The 21,329-nt window shown below is 47.0% G+C and carries 13 protein-coding genes; 2 read left to right on the top strand and 11 right to left on the bottom strand.

The window, feature by feature from the left end:
• Nucleotides 1-123: 123 nt before the first annotated feature.
• Both ACXAH4_RS17860 and ACXAH4_RS17855 read left to right on the top strand, forming a co-directional pair.
• On the top strand, nucleotides 124-1,611 hold the full coding sequence (locus ACXAH4_RS17860; protein WP_474882851.1) for a tryptophan halogenase family protein: 1,488 nt from the start codon (nucleotides 124-126) through the stop codon (nucleotides 1,609-1,611).
• Nucleotides 1,611-3,140 (top strand): tryptophan halogenase family protein, encoded by a 1,530-nt coding sequence (locus ACXAH4_RS17855; protein WP_474882850.1) that lies wholly within the window; start codon nucleotides 1,611-1,613, stop codon nucleotides 3,138-3,140. Before ACXAH4_RS17860 ends, ACXAH4_RS17855 begins: the two co-directional genes overlap by 1 nt.
• Nucleotides 3,141-3,316: 176 nt before the next feature.
• Here ACXAH4_RS17855 and ACXAH4_RS17850 read toward each other — a convergent pair whose 3' ends face one another.
• From ACXAH4_RS17850 to ACXAH4_RS17800, 11 genes are all read right to left on the bottom strand, one after another.
• On the bottom strand, nucleotides 3,317-5,113 hold the full coding sequence (locus ACXAH4_RS17850; RefSeq protein ID WP_474882849.1) for an alpha-amylase family protein: 1,797 nt from the start codon (nucleotides 5,111-5,113) through the stop codon (nucleotides 3,317-3,319).
• Nucleotides 5,114-5,292: 179 nt separating this feature from the next.
• A complete protein-coding gene (locus ACXAH4_RS17845; protein ID WP_474845860.1) occupies nucleotides 5,293-6,099 on the bottom strand; it encodes a PEP-CTERM/exosortase system-associated acyltransferase in 807 nt (268 codons plus the stop codon).
• Between the two features lie 690 nt (nucleotides 6,100-6,789).
• Nucleotides 6,790-7,302, bottom strand: coding sequence for an RNA methyltransferase (locus ACXAH4_RS17840; protein WP_474845858.1), 513 nt, complete (start codon nucleotides 7,300-7,302; stop codon nucleotides 6,790-6,792).
• A gap of 80 nt (nucleotides 7,303-7,382) precedes the next feature.
• Complete coding sequence (locus ACXAH4_RS17835) at nucleotides 7,383-8,222, bottom strand: patatin-like phospholipase family protein (RefSeq protein WP_474852159.1); 840 nt, start codon at nucleotides 8,220-8,222, stop codon at nucleotides 7,383-7,385.
• Nucleotides 8,223-8,524: 302 nt separating this feature from the next.
• Complete coding sequence (locus ACXAH4_RS17830) at nucleotides 8,525-11,329, bottom strand: TonB-dependent receptor (RefSeq protein WP_474882847.1); 2,805 nt, start codon at nucleotides 11,327-11,329, stop codon at nucleotides 8,525-8,527.
• A gap of 425 nt (nucleotides 11,330-11,754) precedes the next feature.
• Nucleotides 11,755-13,752 (bottom strand): methyl-accepting chemotaxis protein, encoded by a 1,998-nt coding sequence (locus ACXAH4_RS17825; protein WP_474882845.1) that lies wholly within the window; start codon nucleotides 13,750-13,752, stop codon nucleotides 11,755-11,757.
• A 139-nt stretch (nucleotides 13,753-13,891) separates the two neighbouring features.
• Nucleotides 13,892-14,764: a succinate--CoA ligase subunit alpha gene (sucD, locus tag ACXAH4_RS17820; protein ID WP_070124076.1), complete on the bottom strand. Its 873-nt coding sequence runs from the start codon at nucleotides 14,762-14,764 to the stop codon at nucleotides 13,892-13,894.
• Entirely contained in the window at nucleotides 14,764-15,930 is a 1,167-nt protein-coding gene (gene sucC / locus ACXAH4_RS17815; protein WP_119501259.1) for an ADP-forming succinate--CoA ligase subunit beta, read from the bottom strand. The genes sucD and sucC overlap by 1 nt, the downstream gene beginning before the upstream one ends.
• A 136-nt stretch (nucleotides 15,931-16,066) precedes the next feature.
• A complete protein-coding gene (gene odhB, locus ACXAH4_RS17810) occupies nucleotides 16,067-17,569 on the bottom strand; it encodes a 2-oxoglutarate dehydrogenase complex dihydrolipoyllysine-residue succinyltransferase (protein ID WP_474845852.1) in 1,503 nt (500 codons plus the stop codon).
• Nucleotides 17,570-17,579: 10 nt separating this feature from the next.
• Nucleotides 17,580-20,402, bottom strand: a complete 2,823-nt coding sequence (locus ACXAH4_RS17805; RefSeq protein ID WP_474845850.1) for a 2-oxoglutarate dehydrogenase E1 component — start codon at nucleotides 20,400-20,402, stop codon at nucleotides 17,580-17,582.
• Between the two features lie 202 nt (nucleotides 20,403-20,604).
• Nucleotides 20,605-21,315 carry a succinate dehydrogenase iron-sulfur subunit gene (locus ACXAH4_RS17800; protein WP_119501256.1) on the bottom strand — a complete coding sequence of 237 codons (711 nt, stop codon included), beginning with the start codon at nucleotides 21,313-21,315 and terminating at the stop codon, nucleotides 20,605-20,607.
• Nucleotides 21,316-21,329 lie beyond the last annotated feature (14 nt).

Genomic DNA, 21,329 nt, shown 5'->3' with positions numbered 1-21,329 from the left:
ATCCGGGCGGCATCTTTACTGCCGCCCTTCTTTTTAAATATTTTCGTAGCAGCTTTTACTACAAAAACGGTTACGAAAGTGTTTATAGTAAATTTAATATCAATAGCATCAACGGATTACTGAATGACCTCAGGTGTGCGCAAATTAGTCATTGCCGGCGGAGGCACCGCCGGCTGGATGGCAGCCGCTCTGTTTAAGAAAGTCCTCGCAGACAACATCGAAGTAGAGCTGATTGAATCAGAAGATATTGGCATCATCGGTGTCGGTGAAGCAACCATTCCCCCTATTCAAACCTTTAATCAATATCTTGGTCTGGATGAAAAAGCGTTTCTTAAAGAAACGCACGCCAGCATAAAGCTGGCTATCCGCTTTGAAAACTGGAAGCAGGAAGGCAGCAGCTATTACCACACATTCGGGGCACCGGGCGCCACGCTGGGCTTTGTCGGCTTCCAACACTACTGGTTACGGGCGGCACAAAACGGGCTGACACAGTCATTGTGGGATTTCGATCTGAATTACCTGGCTTGTCTGGAAGGGAAATTTAATAAAATTCAGACTGATAATCCGGTGTATCAATTGCCTTATGCTTATCATTTCGATGCCACCCTGTATGGTCAGTTCTTAAGACGCATGGCAGAAAACGCCGGCGTAAAACGCACAGCAGGCACGATTGAACATGTGAAGCAGAATGCAACCACGGGCTTTGTGGAAGCACTGCAGTTAAAAAATGGTGAGCAGATTGCCGGCGATTTATTTCTGGATTGCACCGGCATGCGCGGCCTGCTTTTACAAAAGACGCTGGGTACAGAATACGAGGACTGGTCTCACTGGTTATGTGCTGACAGAGCATGGGCAGTGCCGTCACAAAGGCATGAGCATACCGCTCCGTTCACCCGCAGCATCGCCCGTTCAACGGGCTGGCAATGGCGTATCCCCCTCACCCATCGTAACGGTAATGGACTGGTGTACAGTTCAAAATATATGGACGATGACAAAGCCAGGGAGTTGCTGATGACAAACCTGGATACGCCGGCACTGGATGAACCCCGGAAAATCAGTTTCCGCACTGGCCGGACCGTAAAGCAATGGTCAAAAAATGTGATCGGGATCGGTTTGTCCAGCGGGTTCCTTGAACCTCTGGAATCGACCAGCATTCATCTTATCCAAAGCGGTCTGGTGAGGTTACTGAAGATGTTTCCGCACAGGGAAATTAATCCGTCGATGGAAACCATGTATAACGCGGAATCGAAGGAAGAATTTGAAACCATCCGCGACTTTATCATTTTGCATTATGTGGTAAATGAACGTGATGACTCTGAATTCTGGCGGGATATGCAAACCATGTCCATTCCTGCGAGACTGGAGCAGAAAATCAACGCGTTTAAAGATACAGCCACTATTTTTAACGAACAGAACGATATCTTCCGTGATGCTTCCTGGCTTCAGGTCATGGCAGGCCAGGGAATCATGCCACGGGATCATCATCCTGCAGCCAATACACAAACCGTCCCCCAATTACTCGATGTCATGGGAAAAGTATTACAGGCAAAACAGCAGCCTCTTACACAGATGCTTCCCCATGATGAATTTCTCAAACGGTTTACTCAATAATGTCAGCGCCTCATCGTATTGTTATCGCCGGTGGCGGCACCGCCGGCTGGATTGCTGCCTGCCTCATGGCGCACCACTGGCGTGATAAGCCGGTGAGCATTACGCTGGTGGAATCAGCTGATATTGCCACCGTGGGCGTAGGAGAAGGTTCAACCCCTACATTGAAACGCTTCTTCAGCGATCTGAACATTGCGGAAAGTGACTGGATGCCAGCCTGCAACGCCACTTATAAGGTGAATATCCGGTTTAAAGGCTGGAGTCCCCAAAACGGGCCTGCCAGTTACAGTCACCCGTTCATTTCTCAACCGGATGCATTCACCGAGCGCCCCTTTCATGTGAATTGCCACAACCGCCGGCTGGGTCTGGACGTGAACGTTACCCCGGAAAACTTTCTGCTGAACGGGTGGCTGGCCGGAGCAGGGAAAGCCCCGGTGACGCCACCCTCGTTCCCTTTTCGTATCGAATATGGTTACCATTTTGATTCTGCCTTACTGGGCCGGTATCTGAAACGCCATGCCGTCAGCCTGGGTGTAAATCACATTGAAGGGAAAATTGACGATGTCATTACCAGTCTTTCGGGCCATATTACGTCGCTGACATTACACTCCGGCGAGATAGTTGAAGGTGACTTTTTCATCGACTGTACGGGCTTCCGTTCTTTGTTGTTACAACAGACACTGGATATCCGCTTTAATTCATTCAGTGAAAACCTGTTTAACGACAGGGCTGCGGTACTGGCCACAACGGCGCAGGCACAACTGCCTGTGGAAACAACGTCCACGGCGCTCAGCAATGGCTGGGCGTGGTCTATCCCTTTGAGTAGCCGTACCGGAAACGGTTATGTCTTTTCTTCAGCTCATCTCTCAGACGATAAAGCAGAGGCTGAACTTCGCCGTCATCTTTCCGTGCAGGACAATGAAGGTGATGTGCGTTTCCTGTCTATGCGTGTTGGTCAGGTTGAAAAGCACTGGCACAAGAATTGTCTGGCGCTGGGGCTGGCGCAGGGTTTTATTGAACCGCTTGAAGCCACAGCGCTGCATCTGGTGCAACTGTCCGTCGAATTTTTCATGGAAGATTATGAACAGGGTAACTTCAGTCCCGCTTTACAGGACAAGTTTAATAAAGACGTCACTGAAAGGTTTTCCAGAGTGAGGGATTACATCGTCGCCCATTACAAACTCAATACCCGTGACGATTCGGCATACTGGCGGGATAACCGTAATAATTTGGCTTTATCTGAATCCCTGTTGCAACTTCTGGATGTCTGGTACCGGAAAGGCGATTTTCCGGCAGAAATTCAACGGCAGAACATTCAGTCTCACTTTGGCATTACATCATGGCATTGCCTGCTCGCCGGATACGGCATTTTTCCCCCGCTGGCTAAACAGCAGCCCGGACAGGGTGATCTCTACAAAGACAATGATACTGAGGCATTCTTTAAAGGCTGTCTGTTAAATTTCCCCGATCACACTGCGTATCTTAAAGAGGTTGCACGTAGATCCCCGGCAGCTAAAAGCTCACTATACTAAAGACTGTTGAAAGGCGGAGACACATTACAACTGAACTTGTGCCCGGAGGTGGTGCAGCACTCCAGTTTGTTCCTTTGTGGTCATTCTTCCCGGCTTGCGCTGGGATGGCATGAAAACATGGCGGCTGATAAGGCAGTCCGCCAAGTACCGGCCAGAAAAAGGTTACGCATAACCCTTTACATGGTCAATATAACCGATTGATTCGGTGATAATTTAAAGGATATGCTTCGTTTGCCGTCTTTAACTTCAGATTTCACTCTGGCCCCGGTCAACTTATCCTCTAACTCCCTCAAGTCAGAAAATTCTGCGGGTAATTCAGACAAATCCAGTTCTGCCAGCACCTCTTTTTCACTGTAAAAATTACTGACACTTATCAAAATGTCATCATTGTTCCAGCGCACGAAAGCAAATACCTTTGCATCAGAAAGCTGGCCGTTTACCTTTAACGACTGATGTAAAGACTGGTAGTTACCGGATATCACTGCCGGGGTTGAAACGGCGATATTCAGTACGGTTTTATAATAATCACGCAGTGCCTGCTCTGCTTTGGTTGATTGTCCACCATCAAATTTGCCGTTGTTCATCCAACGCTGGTGAGCCGGCACCCCGATGTAATCGAAAATAGACGTTCTGGACGGCTGGCCGAATCCCGCGACTTCACTACCGTCTTCGCCATTTTCCTGACCAAAGTAAATCAAAACCGGAGACTCACTGATAAGCGCAGACACAACCAGAGCAGGTTTGCCTGACTCAGCATTTCCGGCAAACTCAGGACTGGCTATTCGTTGTTCATCATGGTTTTCAAGAAAATGAAGAAGATGCTGACGGATATCTCCGTATTGTTCCTGAATATCAGTCAGTTTTGCGACATCGCCATTATCCTGCATAACATCTTTAAGTGAGTCATAAAAATCCACCTTGTCATACAGGTAATCCATTTTACCCAACTGCAAATAGTCACGGTAAAGCGCTGGCTGATAGACTTCAGCAAGCAATACCGCATCCGCAGAAGTGTGCTTAATGTGACTGTTTAAATATGACCAGAACGCCACCGGCACCATTTCAGCCATATCATAGCGAAACCCGTCTACGCCCTTATCCAGCCAGTACTGTGTGATATCTTTAAACTTTACCCACGAATCCGGTACAACTTTATCAGACCAGTACTGATAGTGAGCCTGAGCCGGCGCAAAACGCAGCTCTTCCGGTACATCAGGGAATTCATGGTCACCCGACGGCGTAACACCGTAGTTAATTTTAACGGTTTCATACCAGTCATTGACATCAGGTTTAGCATAACGGGAACCATTACCTGTCCAGCGGGCCGGTGATTCATCAAAATGACCGTCTGCTAGAGGATGTGCTGCACCACCTAACGGTTTTGTTGCCGGGGTGAAATCCGGGACCTCAAAAGGTTCTCCCGGGATATAGTAAAAATTATTATTTTTACTGTAGGTGACCGATGTGTCGTCACGGGCGCCAAAGCTGCTCTGTGGTCTCACTACTGAATAGTACTGTCTGGCAACATGGTTAGGCACAATGTCAATCATGACCTTGAGGCCGGCTGCGTGAGTACGGGAGATCAGTGCTTCAAACTCCTCAAGCCGGCTCGCCGGATCATCTGCAAGATCCGGGTCCACATTGTAATAATCCCGCACTGCGTAAGGCGAACCGGCTCGTCCTTTAACTACATCCGGATCGTCCCCTGCAATGCCGTAAGCAGAATAATCCGTTACTGAAGCGTGATGGGGAACACCGGTATACCAGATCCAGTTTGCGCCAAGCGCACTGATTTCATCCAGGGCCTTTTCTGAAAAATCACTGAATTTACCTGACCCGTTTTCTTCGATGGTTCCCCAGGGTTTGTTGGTCGTATTGGTATTACCAAACAATCGGGTGAATACCTGATAGATTACCAGCTTTTCAGCGGTATCCGATTTTGTATCGTTGGTCTTTGACGGGGTTGCTGTCATCGGGCCCCCAGGTTCTGTGTGACAGGCAACAACAAATAAACTGGAAAAAATAACACATACCAGTATGGCGGGAAGCCGGATGGAAAGTAAAGTGGCTGACACGACAAGCAAACTCCATGCATAAAAAAACCGAGCATAACGACCCGGTCTTTTTCAGCAATAAACATACGTATTCATAATCAAGCAGCGCGTGTTTTTTGACCTTTTCCTGTCAATGTGGAAGGTACTGGTTTGTGGATCGAACCAAAGTTCGGTACATCTTCCAGCTCTTTCATAATTTTTCTGTAGAAACGATGCAGCGACGGTGAGATTTGATGGAAAAACTCTTCAGGAGACAAGCGGTAGGCTGCACGCTTACCATGATATTCAATAACCTGACCAAGCTGATTGAACTCAATGCCAAGCATACGCAGACTTCTGGCCAGTTTCGGCTCCATCATAACGTATACATTTTCTACATCCCTCAGCACACAAATTGTTGCAGCAAAGAAATACAGTGCCAGTGTGAGATAAGGGAAATTTCGATCGGGTTTGGTTCTTTTGAAACCTTTGTCGAGTGACTTACCCGTCACCGGAGAAAGATTTGTATCGGTTTCGCGACGGCGAAAGCGTTTTGGAATGGCCAGGCGGGAAATTTCACACACCGAGTGGCGCGGCAAGCGGCTCGGACTGTTCTCATCCATCCGGATGGCATCTGCACAATTTTGCTCTATTGGCAGTACCTGTCCGCTGTGCTGAGGCATAACCACGCGGATAGTACCGGCGCAATCTCCGGTGGCCTTGTGCTGTATATAACAACTGATCGCATATTCATCGAATTCGTCAAACTCCATTTTGGTTTGACGCACTTCCTCAAACCCCATTTCCTCGCAGTACACCTGATGGCGTGTACGAAAACAGGCTCTCTGATCTTTTTCTTCATTTGCCACAACAAGGGTAAAGTGCTCAAAGAAGTGATTGGCGGCTGCATCTATGGCTTTGTTCATCTGGCGCCTGACAAGAGGCTTTACCATATGTTTGACACCAGGTACTTGATGCACTTTTTTAAAAGCGTTTAACAAGCGACGTTTCACTCTGACTCCCAACGATTCGAAAGAGGATTTTTTATTCTATTAATGAGTCTTACTTGGTGCTTCCGTGACTAACCAAACAAACCACACCCGTGAGGTGTGAGAGTCACCCTGTGAGATCAGTTGAATAACGGATTATAATTATTAATGCCACAACTCAAATGCATACTAACAGCGTCAACTTTTATAGGTTTTTGTATTTTTTGTATAAACCCATTGCGTACTTTCTTAAACAAGTTTCAGACCACTTTATCAGGATCATCGAAAATAGTTATGAACCCGCAATACTATCAAAGAGTATTAATAATATTTTTAAGTAAGACTTAAACCTCAGTTTTTTTATGCAAAATGAAAACTAATTTCATAACTGTATGATTTAATTTGTTATTAATTGTAACCGGCAAATCTAAACCTATGAAAAACCTGCCGAAATTTCGTTCAGCCCAGGCAAATTCATAAGCGTAAATTAATTTAATTGAGGGTGAGATAATTTTAGATCCCGTGTCACAACATCCGGATCTAAGCGTGAGATCGTAAAAAACTCTGACACTTTCAAAGATATGGTTACCAGGGTGTTGCCATATGGAAACACCATTTTACAAGACCTCAGGATTTCTCAGTCCGTAACTGATTATTACGGTCCCGCGAAGCTCTTATAAGCTCGTCACCATGCTGATACTGGCTTTTTGCAAGCCGGTCATAAAGCACGACATTCGCTGTCGCAGCCAGATTCATACAACCTGTCGTTGGCACATAAACAACATCATCGGCCCGTGCAACCAGACTGGCAGGCACGGAACCGTCCTCGGGCCCGAATATATAAAATGCGTTAGCCGGATGCTGATATTCAGGTAGCGGAATTGCTCCTTCAACCAGTTCAATTACAACAACTTTTGTGCCTTCGGGGATGACCTGTTGCAAATCAGAAACAGCCTCAACGGGTATTTGTTTATGTATGTCTTTGGTGTCCGCATAGAACTCTCTGGCCCGGGTATACCGTTCACCGGTGTAATACACAGCGCTGGCATTAAAACAACCCGCGCCACGGAGCACTGAGGCCACATTCACCGGACTTTTCGGGTTAACCAGACCGATATATGAAAGTTTTGACGATGACATTAAGTACCCCGCTGGAAAAACCGCGGCAGTATCGCAAAAAGCAATCCGCTTAACCAGCAGGCAAAGAAAAATATTTACTGTTATGCTGCGAGCCTTTTACGGGAGGATAACAGCCGTCTGGCCATCCTTCTTCCCTGCGCATAGCCAAGTAATAGTTTACGCTTATCCATCGTGAGTCGTTTTACACAAAATCCGGCATCCGGTGCGATTACGGTGATTTTACAATCGGCAGGAGGATTATTCAGAAAGGCCAGCGTTTCATTATACATGCGCGCCCTTTGAAGCATGGTTTCGAGCAAAGCAGGCTGATGACCGTACAGCTTAGTCAGTAGCCAGGCGTTTTTCACTTCAGGCTTGGAAAATCCCGCAGGCTGTGACAGCACCACGGTAATGTCTCTGGCTCCCATCCCGTAGGCATGTTTAACCGGTATTGAATCCCCTACTCCGCCGTCTACATAAGGTACGCCATTGATCACCGGCTGTTCCCTGAATGCTGTAGGTATTGCACAAGAAGCTACCATCAAATCGTCAACAGTATCCGGTGTGGCCAGATGATATTCACATTTGCCGGTTTGTGTATTTGTGACACCTACGTAGAGAGGAATTGCACTTTGTTCACCCGGTACAGGTATACCTAAAACCGTTTTCGCGTGATGCCATAACCAGTGGACATCTGTCATGTGCCCCCCCTTTATAAAACGAAGGGGACTGAAAAATTCGGCTTTCGTTGCAAACTCAGTGATGATTGTCTTACTCAGACCCTGTGCACCGGACACATAGGTAGAAAGATTTGTTGCACCTGCAGAAACACCGATGGCGAAATCAAATCCGTAGTGTTTTTCTTCCATGAATTTGTCGAGCACACCCGCGGCAAAGATCCCCCGCATTGCCCCGCCTTCAACTACCAGTGCTGATTTAATCCCGCTCATTTTAGTCTTCCTGTCTTTCACTCTCTATCTGGTAAGACCAGCATATATTGTACCAATCGTGCAGCTGATCCATGACTAATGAAATGAATAACTAAAACAGAAGCTTAACAGGAAAACTGCAGATTAAAACGCTGGCAGGATGTGCACCAGTATGTGATGTCTCCCCGACAACAGGGAAATATTATCCGGGCAGGGTAAATTTTGCAGACGGGAAAAATCGATGGCTGTAATTAAAAAAACCGTCTGCACTGACGTACAGACGGCTTATTCACCGGTTATCGGCTAAAAAGCGATCAGAAGGTGTAGTTGAAACCTAACAGGTAGTTAGCGCCATAAGCCTGATACAGCAGGACCTGACGGCTGTCAGTTCCCGATGTCTGAATATCGTCTTCGTCGGTCAGGTTTTGAGCCTGTAAAGTGACACGCAGGCCTTCCAGTGATTCAATACCAGACTCACTGAAGTCATAGCCAATCTGTGCGTCGATGAAAGTACCACCCTGGTTGGTGGTATCAGACAAGGCCAGACTCAGACCACGGGCTTCTGTAAGATAATCAGAACGTTTGGTACCGGCTACCCGCACTTCGAAACCGCTGTTTTCATAGAAAACAGTCAGGCTGTAGTTTTCATCGGATAATCCCGGGATCCGTGTTTCACCACCCTCACCGGCGGCGTCAGCATGACCGTCCATGAATGTGACACTGGCAAACACACCAAATCCGGACAGTGCATCAGCAATAAGATCGCCCGGCAGACTCATCTGGATCTCATAACCGCGGACCAGACCTTCAAAGCCGTCCTGAGGCTTGGTTTTATAACCTTCGAACAACACCGGAGCTAATGCGGCTTCATCCTGGGTATGGTGAATTTCCGGAATGTAGTCCTGAGTAAAGTCAGACAATAATCCGTTCTCGCGATGCCAGTTCTTAATGTCTTTAAAGAAATAAGACAAGGCTACGTAACCAGTATCAGCAAAATAATTCTCGTAGGACAAGTCGAACTGATTTGCTTCGTAAGGACGCAACTCAGGGTTTCCGGAGCTGCCACCCCATGGACCGTTCTCAACATTATTGGAAAGAATATTGGTGTTGTTATAAGAGAAAGTCACCTGAGTATTCGGACGCATATCATCCATACGCGGACGGGTCAGTACTTTACTTAATCCCATTCTCAGAAACTGGCCTTCGGCAAATTCTGCGCTGAGGTTCAGAGTCGGCAATACATCTGTGTAATCGGTTCCGCCCGTAACAGGCACAGCTTCCACCAGACCATCCTGATTAACAGAAGTACTGAAGCCCTGAGAACTTTGATCGGCACGCACAACCTGAACACCCACATTACCGCGGATGTAGATATCGTCTACAGAGGTATCAATATCCAGTTTACCGTACAATGTGGTGAGTTTTTCATTCACGGTGTATGTATCACCCAGACGACCGGCATCAACCAGTTTTGCGTCTGTAGCAATATAATATCCGCTGTCATACAAGCCAATAGAATCGTACGCCAGCACACCATTGATGCCTATGAAATCAAGGGAGACAACACCAAGTACTTCAGGAATAGCTGCGTCACCAGGATAAGACGGAGCAGTCAGATAAGCGCCGTTATTTACCTTAGATTTTTCACGGTCAGAATACACCATGCCGACTTCCAGACCGGAGAAAATTCCCCATTCCACAAAACCTTCCGTAGAAAGACGGAAGGAATCCAGGCTCTCTTCAAATACAGGCTGGTTAACAAAGCCATCCTGGGCGTCACCACCAACAATGGGAGCACCCCATGTTTGCGGTCCTGCCAGTGTGATCAGGCTGGCGTCGGTTAAATCAACCGGCGCAATTTCAGGATGATCTGAATACATCACGCCGGTGGATGTCATTTCCCACGAACGTGCTGTCATGGGACGTCCGTCAGTACCGGTACGGCCCACACCGGAGTAACTTTCTACGTCAGTAATAGTTTTATCGACGCTGCCGGTTGAAATATCTGCTTTGATACTCCAGTCATTATTGAGCATGTACTCAACATTCAAACCAAAGGTTTTCAGCTCAGCTTCCTGCCGGCGTACGTCATTGCGTACCACACTGTAGAAGCCATCGTAATAGCCCGAAGTGACCAGGCCATCTTCAACGCCGGTAATCGTGTAGTCACCGGTTCCCCACTCTGCACCACCTTCTTCAACACCGCGACGGGCATCATCTTCGAGGAAATCGATATACAGGGCGTCGAACTGAATATTTAATTGATCCTGCGGGGCCCATTGGATAACTGCAGCGACAGAATCACGGTTCATCATGGCAGATCGGGCAAAGGAGTCATGACCGCCCAGAACCAGTGTTCCTTCCGGCACATCAACACCGCTGGCCGCTTTATCCGGATTCGCATCAGCATAACCCCAGCCACGGAACTGTTGTTCCTGACGTGGTGACTCCATGGTCGCAACCGTAAGCGCCACACCTAACGTATTATCAAGAAATTGATCAACGAAGTTAAAGGACAAACGGTGTCCCTGATTATCAAAATCAGGGTTCGCAGCATCTTCTTTGTTCTTTTCTAATGTACCGTTGAGGGTAACAGTACTTTCTGCAGATAGCGGCTTAACGGTTTGCAAATCAATAGAACCGCCAATGTTTTGCGTAGTCATGCCGGCTTCAGGTGTTTTATACACCAGAATGTTAGAAATGATTTCGGTAGGATAAAGGTCGAATTCAACACCACGGTTGTCACCCATACCTAACAGTTCACGACCGTTAAGAGATGTACCTACATAGTTCTCGTTAAAACCCCGGACTGAAATACCGCTGGTACGTCCGTTACGACGTTCACCCGCAAGACCGGGCAAACGGGACAATGATTCTGCAATACTGGTGTCAGGCAGTTTACCGATATCTTCTGCTGACAACGCTTCAACGATAGAGGTGCTGTCCATCTTGATAGCCTGAGCACGCTGAAGGCTTCCGCGGATCCCTGAAACCTGGATAACTTCTACATTATCTTCCGCCTGTGTGTCGTCAGATTGTGCGAATACGGGTACAGAGGTAAGGGATAATCCGGTGGCGATCATCGCCATTTGAATTAAATTTGGTTTAAATTGTGTCATCAATCTTTCCCTAAGGTTATGCGGGCAATCTGTAATCGCGGCGGTAACATACCGCCAGAATGGGCTGCCGGTACGCTGGTTGGGGCCCGCCGCGAAACAGTTCCTGAGAACGCCATTAGTTATTTTTATTACCGTTAAATGACAATTCTCTGTGTCGCGTGCATCCTATCGGGTAGATAAAAATTGCTCAATCATCTGCATACGTATTCATAAAACAATTAAAACAATAACTTAACATTGTAGTAATGCCGTTGGAGAGGCAACCGGATGACCGGCTGTCTCTTTAAACCTTTTAAATGCATGGACTGTATCGATTAAGTTTATTGACGCGAATGTGATATCTGAGAGGACTTGTTTTAACAGATGTAAAAACGGTATGCCTGTAAGAGGAACAGCCGGCAAAATCGATTTACCGGCCATTTATTCTATTGGGATTTAGCAAGCTGATTTAGTTTATCTATCAATTGAGTTTCGGCTTCAATTTCCTGCATCTGACTGTATGCCGCATCTGCCCGCTTAATACCTTCTTCAGCACGTTGACTTGCACCGGAAGAAGACTCCGATAAGGCCGCTAATTCGCTGCTTAAACTTACCGATCCAGACTCAATTTCCTGAAGCAATCCGTTAATACTGTCGATAGCAGAGGATATCCCGTCTATAGACGCAGAGACTTCGTTGATCGTATCGCCGGTTTCTTTGAGACTCGACTGGGTACGCTGACTAAGCGCTCTGACTTCGTCAGCCACAACGGCAAAACCACGCCCTGCTTCACCTGCACGTGCAGCCTCAATCGCAGCATTTAACGCCAGCAAGTTAGTTTGTTCAGCAATACCGCTGATAGACTGAATAATGTTTACAATCTTCTCTGCACTTTCACGAAGCCTGTCCATACCACCAGATAATTCAGTTCGTTCATGCTCCTGACGGGCAATTTGTTGCATGAAGAAATCAAATTGTTTTCCAAGATCTAACTGACGGTTAGCTGAATCACTGGCCTGAGATGCAACAAACTTTAACTGTCCGGTTGATTCTTTGAGTAAGGGATGAAATTTCTCAGTCTGCTCAATTAACTTGCTCTGCAACATATTGATATTGCTCATACTGATAAGTTTTGCCTGCATGTGATAATTTGAAAATGCGGCCAGGTGAAACGGGAAATTGGTAACATATTCATCAAAATAGGACTGTTGCTCATCATGTTTGAAGAAACCGATGGCGGTTACAGTCTGATTCTGGTGTAAGCCCAGATATTCACCAAATGTGGAAAAACCTGACACAACCACCTGATCAAAAGTACCAATCCCGCTTAAATTATCCGGATTGTTTAACCGCCTTAAAATACAGTCATTGGCAATCAGCGCCACAGGTTTTCCGTTTTTTCCTCTCAGAAAATTATCAAAGTCCCGCTGCAAAGATTGTTTAAAATCTGTGGCCTTAACCAGTTGTAAGTATTCGCCAAACCCCATGTCGCTGAAGAAACGGATGCTGCCATCATCGTTGATTGAAGCTACTGAGCGAATATAAATACTCTTGTCGATATCAATACCGAATGAGTGACTGGTCAGTTTGCTGTCCAGTTCTCCGGCAGTACATTTAAAATGCCGTGCTAATGCATCAACTGGTGTGCGCAGCGACATATCTTTATCAAGTACTGAATGCAGGGTTCGGGTTAGCGGGTCAAATTTAGCTACAGTAAAACCCGTACCCGTGGTTACAAAGTTATGGCTTTTCATGATCCCGTAACGGTAGTTTCGGGATAACTTACAGAATGCGAGTAAAACCTGATTTGATTTTATTTCTCCGTTAAGGGCAATGTCAGCCTGTTTAAAATCAAGCTTTCCCCCTGCACTGCCACCTATGAAGAAGCAGGGGAACCGTTTCACTTTGTACAATGCCTGAGTGAAAAAATCCTCACTGGCTGTTATGCCGTCAAAATAGGTCAAGGCAAAGGTGTCCCTGCTACCTATATCAAAAGGTACATTTACTTTGGCTAACTCTGAAGCGATGCGTTTAACCCGCTCAGCAGGAGGCATTACCGGCTTACCCTTTTTAATATCATCACTGTATAGAGGCACGCCGTGAATACTGATTTGGCTAATCAGCGCAGAAGAAAAACTATGTATAACAATGTTGTCCCATCGCTCCGGAGCCGGATGATAAAGTGTCGTGCCACCACCTAACTCACCTGAAGTCATGATTGTGATGACATGTTTACAGAAGTTGGCAGATTGGGTTATCTGTCTGCTTACAGATGCAAAATCAAGGTGAGGAGAGACAAAAGCAATGATCAGCGCCGTGCCTTCATCGAATACCAGCTCTCTGAGAAATGATTCAGAAATTTGATTACTTTGCAGACTTTTAGAACGTGTCACTACTGACGATGTAACCTGAGTAGTAGTGGTTTTCTTTTTTCCAAAAAACATAGGCATCCTTCAATTCATCATGAACAGGCTGGATATAGCAATAACTATAGTTCACGATACAGGATCAGAAAGAGTAACCATTGATTTATATTAAAAAAGCCCGCTATCAGCGGGCTTTATAATCATCAAAAAGCGGGGCTTACCAGCCGGTCTGCTCACGCAGTGCTTTACCGATGTCAGCCAGTGAGCGAACAGTCTTAACGCCTGCTGCTTCAAGGGCTGCGAATTTGTCGTCTGCAGTACCTTTACCACCTGCGATAATTGCACCGGCGTGGCCCATGCGCTTACCCGGAGGAGCAGTAACACCTGCGATGTAAGAAACAACCGGCTTAGTTACGTTTTCTTTGATAAACGCAGCCGCTTCTTCTTCAGCAGTACCACCGATTTCACCGATCATAACAATCGCTTCAGTCTGTGGATCATCCTGGAACATTTTCAAAATGTCGATGAAGTTAGAACCCGGGATTGGGTCACCACCGATACCAACACAGGTAGACTGGCCGAAACCTTCGTCAGTAGTTTGTTTAACCGCTTCGTACGTCAGCGTACCAGAGCGGGAAACAATACCTACTTTACCAGGCTTGTGGATGTGACCAGGCATGATACCAATCTTACACTCACCCGGAGTGATAACACCCGGACAGTTAGGACCGATCATGCGAACGCCTTTCGCATTTACGTATTCTTTAACGTAAAGCATGTCCAGCGTAGGAATACCTTCAGTGATACAAACGATCAGCTCGATGCCAGCATCAGCCGCTTCAACGATTGAATCTTTACAGAAAGGAGCCGGTACGTAGATAACAGATGCAGTCGCACCCGTCGCTTCTACTGCGTCACGTACAGTGTTGAATACTGGCAGACCTAAGTGCTCAGTACCGCCTTTGCCCGGCGTTACACCGCCAACCATTTGCGTACCGTAAGCAATAGCCTGTTCAGAGTGGAAAGTACCCTGACCACCAGTGAAACCCTGACAGATTACTTTGGTGTCTTTATTAATTAAAACTGACATTATTTGCCCTCCGCTGCAGCAACAACTTTTTCTGCTGCATCAGTCAGCGATTCAGCAGCGATGATATCCAGACCTGAGTTAGCAAGAACTTCACGGCCAAGATCAGCATTTGTACCTTCAAGACGTACAACAACCGGTACTTCAACGCCTACTTCTTTTACTGCGCCGATGATACCTTCAGCGATCATGTCACAACGCACGATACCACCGAAGATGTTTACCAGTACTGCTTTAACATTGCTGTCAGACAGAATGATTTTGAATGCTTCAGCTACACGCTCTTTAGTCGCGCCGCCACCAACATCCAGGAAGTTTGCAGGCTTACCGCCATGCAGGTTTACGATGTCCATGGTACCCATGGCCAGACCTGCACCGTTAACCATACAGCCAACGTTACCGTCAAGTGCAACGTAGTTCAGCTCGAAAGAGGCAGCATGTGCTTCACGGGCATCTTCCTGTGAAGGATCGTGCATTTCTTTCACTTTCTTCTGACGATACAGTGCGTTACCGTCTACACCCAATTTGGCGTCAAGGCAGTGCAGGTTACCGTCAGTCTTGATTACCAGCGGGTTGATTTCGATCAGCGCCAGGTCAAGGTCTTCGAACATTTTCGCCAGACCCAGGAAGATTTGCGTAAATTGTTTTACCTGTACGCCTTCCAGACCCAGTTTGAATGCCATTTCACGTGCCTGATAAGGCTGAGGACCAACGATTGGGTCGATTTCAGCTTTCAGGATTTTTTCAGGCGTTTCTTCTGCAACGGTCTCGATTTCAACACCGCCTTCAGTAGATGCCATGAAAACAACGCGACGTGTACCACGGTCAACAACCGCACCTAAGTACAATTCGTTTGCGATATCAGTGCAAGATTCAACTAAGATTTTGCTTACTGGCTGACCTTTCTCATCAGTTTGGAAAGTTACCAGGTTCTTGCCAAGCCACTTCTCTGCAAATGCGCGAATGTCTTCTTTATCTTTTACAAGTTTAACGCCGCCCGCTTTACCGCGACCACCGGCATGTACCTGACATTTCACAACCCACTCGTCACCGCCGATGCGGTCGGCCGCTTCTACAGCACCTTCTGGTGTGTCTGATGCGTATCCTTCAGAAACAGGTAAACCGTATTCTTTGAATAGCTGCTTACCTTGGTATTCATGCAAATTCATGGTGTTTCTATCCGATTTTTAGTAAGACAAAAGTCGCTTATGCGACTTGATTAGTATGACCGGCCTCATTCTTCGAAACCAGCGCTGTGACAGGCAGCAACGGGTTGCTGCCTGCACACAATGACTACCTGAAAACTTATACGTCCAGTAACAGACGTGTTGGATCTTCAAGCATTTCCTTCACAGTAACCAGGAAGCCAACTGACTCTTTGCCATCGATAATACGGTGGTCATAAGACAGGGCCAGGTACATCATAGGAAGAATTTCTACTTTGCCATTCACTGCCATTGGACGTTCCTGGATCTTGTGCATACCCAGAATCGCGCTTTGTGGCGGGTTAATGATTGGCGTAGACAACAGAGAACCGAACACACCACCGTTAGTAATGGTGAAGTTACCGCCCTGCAGATCAGCCATTGACAGTTTACCGTCACGACCTTTCAGAGCCAGATCTTTGATGCCTTTTTCAATACCTGCCATGCCCAGATTGTCAGTGTCTTTCAGCACTGGCGTTACCAGACCACGCGGGGTAGAAACCGCGATAGAGATATCAAAATAGTTGTGGTAGCAAATGTCATCACCGTCAAGAGATGCATTTACTTCAGGGAAACGTTTCAACGCTTCAGTGACTGCTTTCACGTAGAAAGACATGAAACCAAGACGAATGCCGTGACGCTTCTCGAAGCTATCCTGATACTGCTTACGCAGATCCATGATTGGCTTCATATTCACTTCATTGAAGGTTGTCAGCATCGCAGTCGAGTTTTTCGCTTCCAGCAGACGGGTAGCGATTGTTTTACGAAGACGTGTCATAGGAACACGTTTTTCGCTGCGGTCACCAACAGGCAGGTTAGCTGCCGGTTCAGCCGCTGTAGCTGCAGCTTTAGGTGCTGCACTACCGCCTTTCAGATACTGTTCAACGTCTTCTTTGGTGATACGACCGTTTTTGCCGGTACCTTTTACTTTAGACGCATCAACGCCTTTTTCAGCAAGTAAACGACGTACAGACGGGCTTAACGCATCGCCATCATCGCTGTCGTCAGCTTCTTCAGCCGCTGCAGGAGCCGCTTTACCGGAAGCCGCACCTTCAACAAACTTAGCAATCACTTCTTCAGCCGTTACTGTAGCACCTTCTTCTGCCAGAATTTCTGCCAGAGAACCATCTGCCGGCGCAACCACTTCCAGAACCACTTTATCTGTTTCAATATCAACCAGGTTCTGGTCGCGACTTACTGCCTCACCCACAGCAACATGCCATGTAGCAATGGTTGCATCAGCAACTGACTCAGGCAGTACTGGTACTTTTACATCGCTGGTTTTGCCGGAAGCTGCCGGTGCTGCTTCTTTAGATTCAGCTTTAGCTTCAGAAGATTTGCTTTCTGATTTAGCCGGTGCTTCACCGCCTTCGCTCAGCTTCGCAATCACTTGCTCACCTAATACAGTCGCGCCTTCTTCGTTCAGGATTTCTCCGATAACACCGTCAGCAGGTGCTACTACTTCCAGAACCACTTTATCGGTCTCAATATCAACCAGGTTTTGATCGCGCTTAACTGCATCACCGGCTTTAACATGCCAAGTTGCAATGGTCGCATCGGCAACTGATTCAGGCAGAACCGGAACTTTTATCTCAATTGTCATCACTGTTCCTTTATTTAATCGTGAGTGCGTCTTCAACCAGGGCTTTCTGTTGCTGGTTGTGAACGGATAGATAGCCTACGGCAGGAGAAGCCGATGCTTCACGTCCCGCATATGATAATTTTGCACCATCAGGGATGGCTTGCCAGAAGTGATGCTGGCTGCTGTACCAGGCGCCCTGATTTTGAGGCTCTTCCTGACACCATACCCAATCTTTAACATGGCTGTATTCGGCAACAATTTTTGCTGCTTCTTCCTGAGGGAACGGATACAACTGTTCGAGACGGATGATAGCCACATCGGTCTGTTCATTCTTACGACGCTGGTCAAGCAGATCGTAGTACACTTTACCTGAACACATCACCACGCGTTTCACGCCAGCCGGATCGATATCATCAATCTCACCGATAACGTTCTTGAACACGCCTTCAGACAATTCTTCTAAAGAAGAGATAGCCAGCGGGTGACGCAGTAATGACTTAGGTGACATGACAATCAGAGGCTTACGCATTGGACGTACAACCTGACGACGAATCATATTGAACACCTGAGCCGGCGTAGAAGGGATACATACCTGCCAGTTGTGGTCAGCACATAATTGCAGGAAACGTTCGAGACGTGCAGAACTGTGTTCCGGGCCCTGCCCTTCGTAACCGTGTGGAAGTAACACAGTCAGACCACACAGACGGCCCCACTTCGCTTCACCTGAACTTAAGAACTGGTCAAAGACAACCTGAGCGCCGTTAGCAAAGTCACCGAACTGCGCTTCCCAGATAGTCAACGTACCGGGCTCCGCGGTAGCAAAGCCGTATTCGAACGCCATAACAGCTTCTTCTGATAATACAGAATCGAAGATTTCGATTTCACCCTGACCTTCACGGATATTCTGTAAAGGCATAAAGGTTGAAGCGTCAGTTTGGTTGTGCAGTACGGCATGACGGTGGAAGAAGGTACCACGACCTGAGTCCTGACCGGTCATACGGATGCTGCTTCCATCGTCAACAATCGATGCGTACGCCAGGTTTTCAGCCATACCCCAGTCAAGAGGTTTCTCACCGGATGCCATGGCCTTACGGTCCTGATAGACCTTATTTACACGTGAATGCAGTTTGAAGTCTTCCGGATAACTACTGATGCTTTCAGCAAGAGACTTCAGTTTTTCGATAGACAAACTGCCATCGTAAGGTGCATCCCAATCGTGACCAATATACGGAGTCCAGTCTACAGAATGCTCTGTCATCGGACGCCATTCTTCTACCACACAGGCACCATGATCTAATGCTGCACGGTATTCTTCAATGAAACGTTCAGCATCACGACTTTCAATTGTACCCTCAGCAATTAATTGGTCAGCATAGATCTGACGGGGAACAGGATGCTTTTTAATTTTTTGATACATCAATGGCTGAGTCGCGTTCGGCTCATCAGACTCATTGTGACCATGACGACGGTAACAAACCAGATCGATAACCACGTCTTTTTTGAATTTATTACGATACTCAAGGGCCAGTTTAGTCACAAACATCACCGCTTCAGGATCGTCAGAATTCACGTGGAAAATAGGCGCCTGAACCATCTTCGCAATGTCAGTACAATACTGAGTCGAACGGGTATCTTCAGTCTTGGACGTTGTGAAACCAACCTGGTTGTTGATTACGATACGCACTGTACCGCCAACGGCGAAACCACGTGTCTGAGACATGTTAAAGGTTTCCTGCACAACACCCTGACCGGCAATCGCAGAGTCACCGTGAATGGTAATTGGCAGCACTTTATTGAAATCGTCATTGCGGCGGTCAATACGTGCACGTACAGAGCCCATCACTACCGGGTTAACAATTTCAAGGTGAGACGGGTTAAACGCCAGCGCCAGGTGAACATTACCGCCGGGCGTTGCGAAGTCTGAAGAGAAACCTGCGTGATACTTAACGTCACCGGAACCCAACGTGTTGTCATGTTTTCCGGAGAACTCGTCGAACAATACAGACGGGTTTTTACCCAGCACATTAATAAGTACGTTCAGACGGCCACGGTGAGCCATACCGATTACCACTTCTTTAGTGCCAACGGTTCCGGCTTCAGTAATAAGGCCTTTAAGCATAGGAACCAGTGCATCACCACCTTCCAGTGAGAAGCGCTTGGCACCCGGGAATTTTGCACCCAGGTATTTTTCCATACCATCAGCAGCTGTCAGCCCTTTAAGGATAGCAAGCTTCTCTTCTTTAGAGATTTGCGGGCTGGCTTCTACAGATTCAATGCGTTGTTGTAACCAGCGCTTCTGCTCAGTATCGGTAATGTGCATGTATTCTGCACCGATAGATTCGCAGTAAGTGCGGTTAAGAGATTTAAACAGGTCACGTAGCGACATGCTGTCCTGACCGATAGCATACGAACCGACATTAAAGTTAACGTCGAGGTCTGCATCTGTCAGAGAGTGATGAGAGAGATCCAAATCGCGGGCTTTAGTTTGTTTCCAAAGTCCAAGCGGGTCGAGATTTGCATTCTGGTGACCACGAAAACGATACGCGTTAATCAGCTGAAGAACTTTAACCTGACGGTCATCTGAAGGAGCGGAGCCTTCCTGACTGGCAGATGAAGACATCCTGGCTGTTGGTCCAAGGGCAGCGAGCTGCCTGAATTGATTACGAATTGACGTATGGTTGCTTTCCAGTTCTACGCCGTCAACTTTCGGTAGGGTATCGAACACTTGACGCCATGTATCTGAAACGCTTTGTGGATTGTCGATGTACATTTCGTACAGCTCTTCCACATAGGCAGCATTGGCGCCCGCCATATGCGAGGAATCCCACCACGCTTTCATCACGCTTTCTTGCATTATTGTGCCTTGCTACGTTTAGGAAATATTCTTTAACACGGTGTTATATTATGACGGTTATTTTCATAAGAACCAATAGTTATGATCATATTGTGAATAAAAACCAACCGTTTATGCCGTATATATAAAAAAATAGCCATCCTCGATGGATGGCCATTTAGCTAATTACAATCTGAAACTAAAAAAGTGACAGAAATTTGTACTAAACAGCCCGTTGTAAAAGCATCGACTTAATCTGACCGATAGCTTTTGTCGGGTTCAATCCTTTCGGACATACACTGACACAGTTCATGATACCGTGGCAGCGGAAGACGCTGAATGCATCATCCAGGTCGTTGAGTCGCTCTTCGGTAGCGGTGTCACGGCTATCGATTAAGAAACGATAAGCATGAAGCAGACCAGCAGGGCCGATGAACTTGTCAGGGTTCCACCAGAACGACGGACAAGACGTTGAACAACAAGCACATAGAATACACTCGTACAGGCCATCCAGTTTTGCGCGGTCTTCAGGCGACTGCAGATGTTCACGTGCAGGCGGCTGCTTACTGTCGTTAATCAGGAACGGTTTAATTTTCTCGTACTGGTTGTAGAACTGCGTCATGTCAACAACCAGGTCACGCACTACCGGCAAACCTGGCAGTGGGCGGATAACAATTTTACCTTTACCCAGAGCAGATAATGGTGTGATACATGCCAGGCCATTCTTGCCATTCATGTTCATACCATCTGAACCACATACACCTTCACGGCATGAGCGACGGAAAGACAGCGTTGGATCCTGTTCTTTAAGAAGCAGCAGTGCATCAAGCACCATCATATCCTGGCCTTCTTCCACTTCCATTTTGTAGTCTTGCATCTTAGGTGCGTCGTCTACGTCAGGGTTGTAGCGATAAACTGAAAAATGTAATTGCATGGTACTTGCCTCTC

Source organism: Alteromonas sp. ABV2_168 (assembly GCF_056161165.1).
Note: the sequence above shows the minus strand (reverse complement) of the source record. Positions and strands in the feature narration are given on the sequence as shown.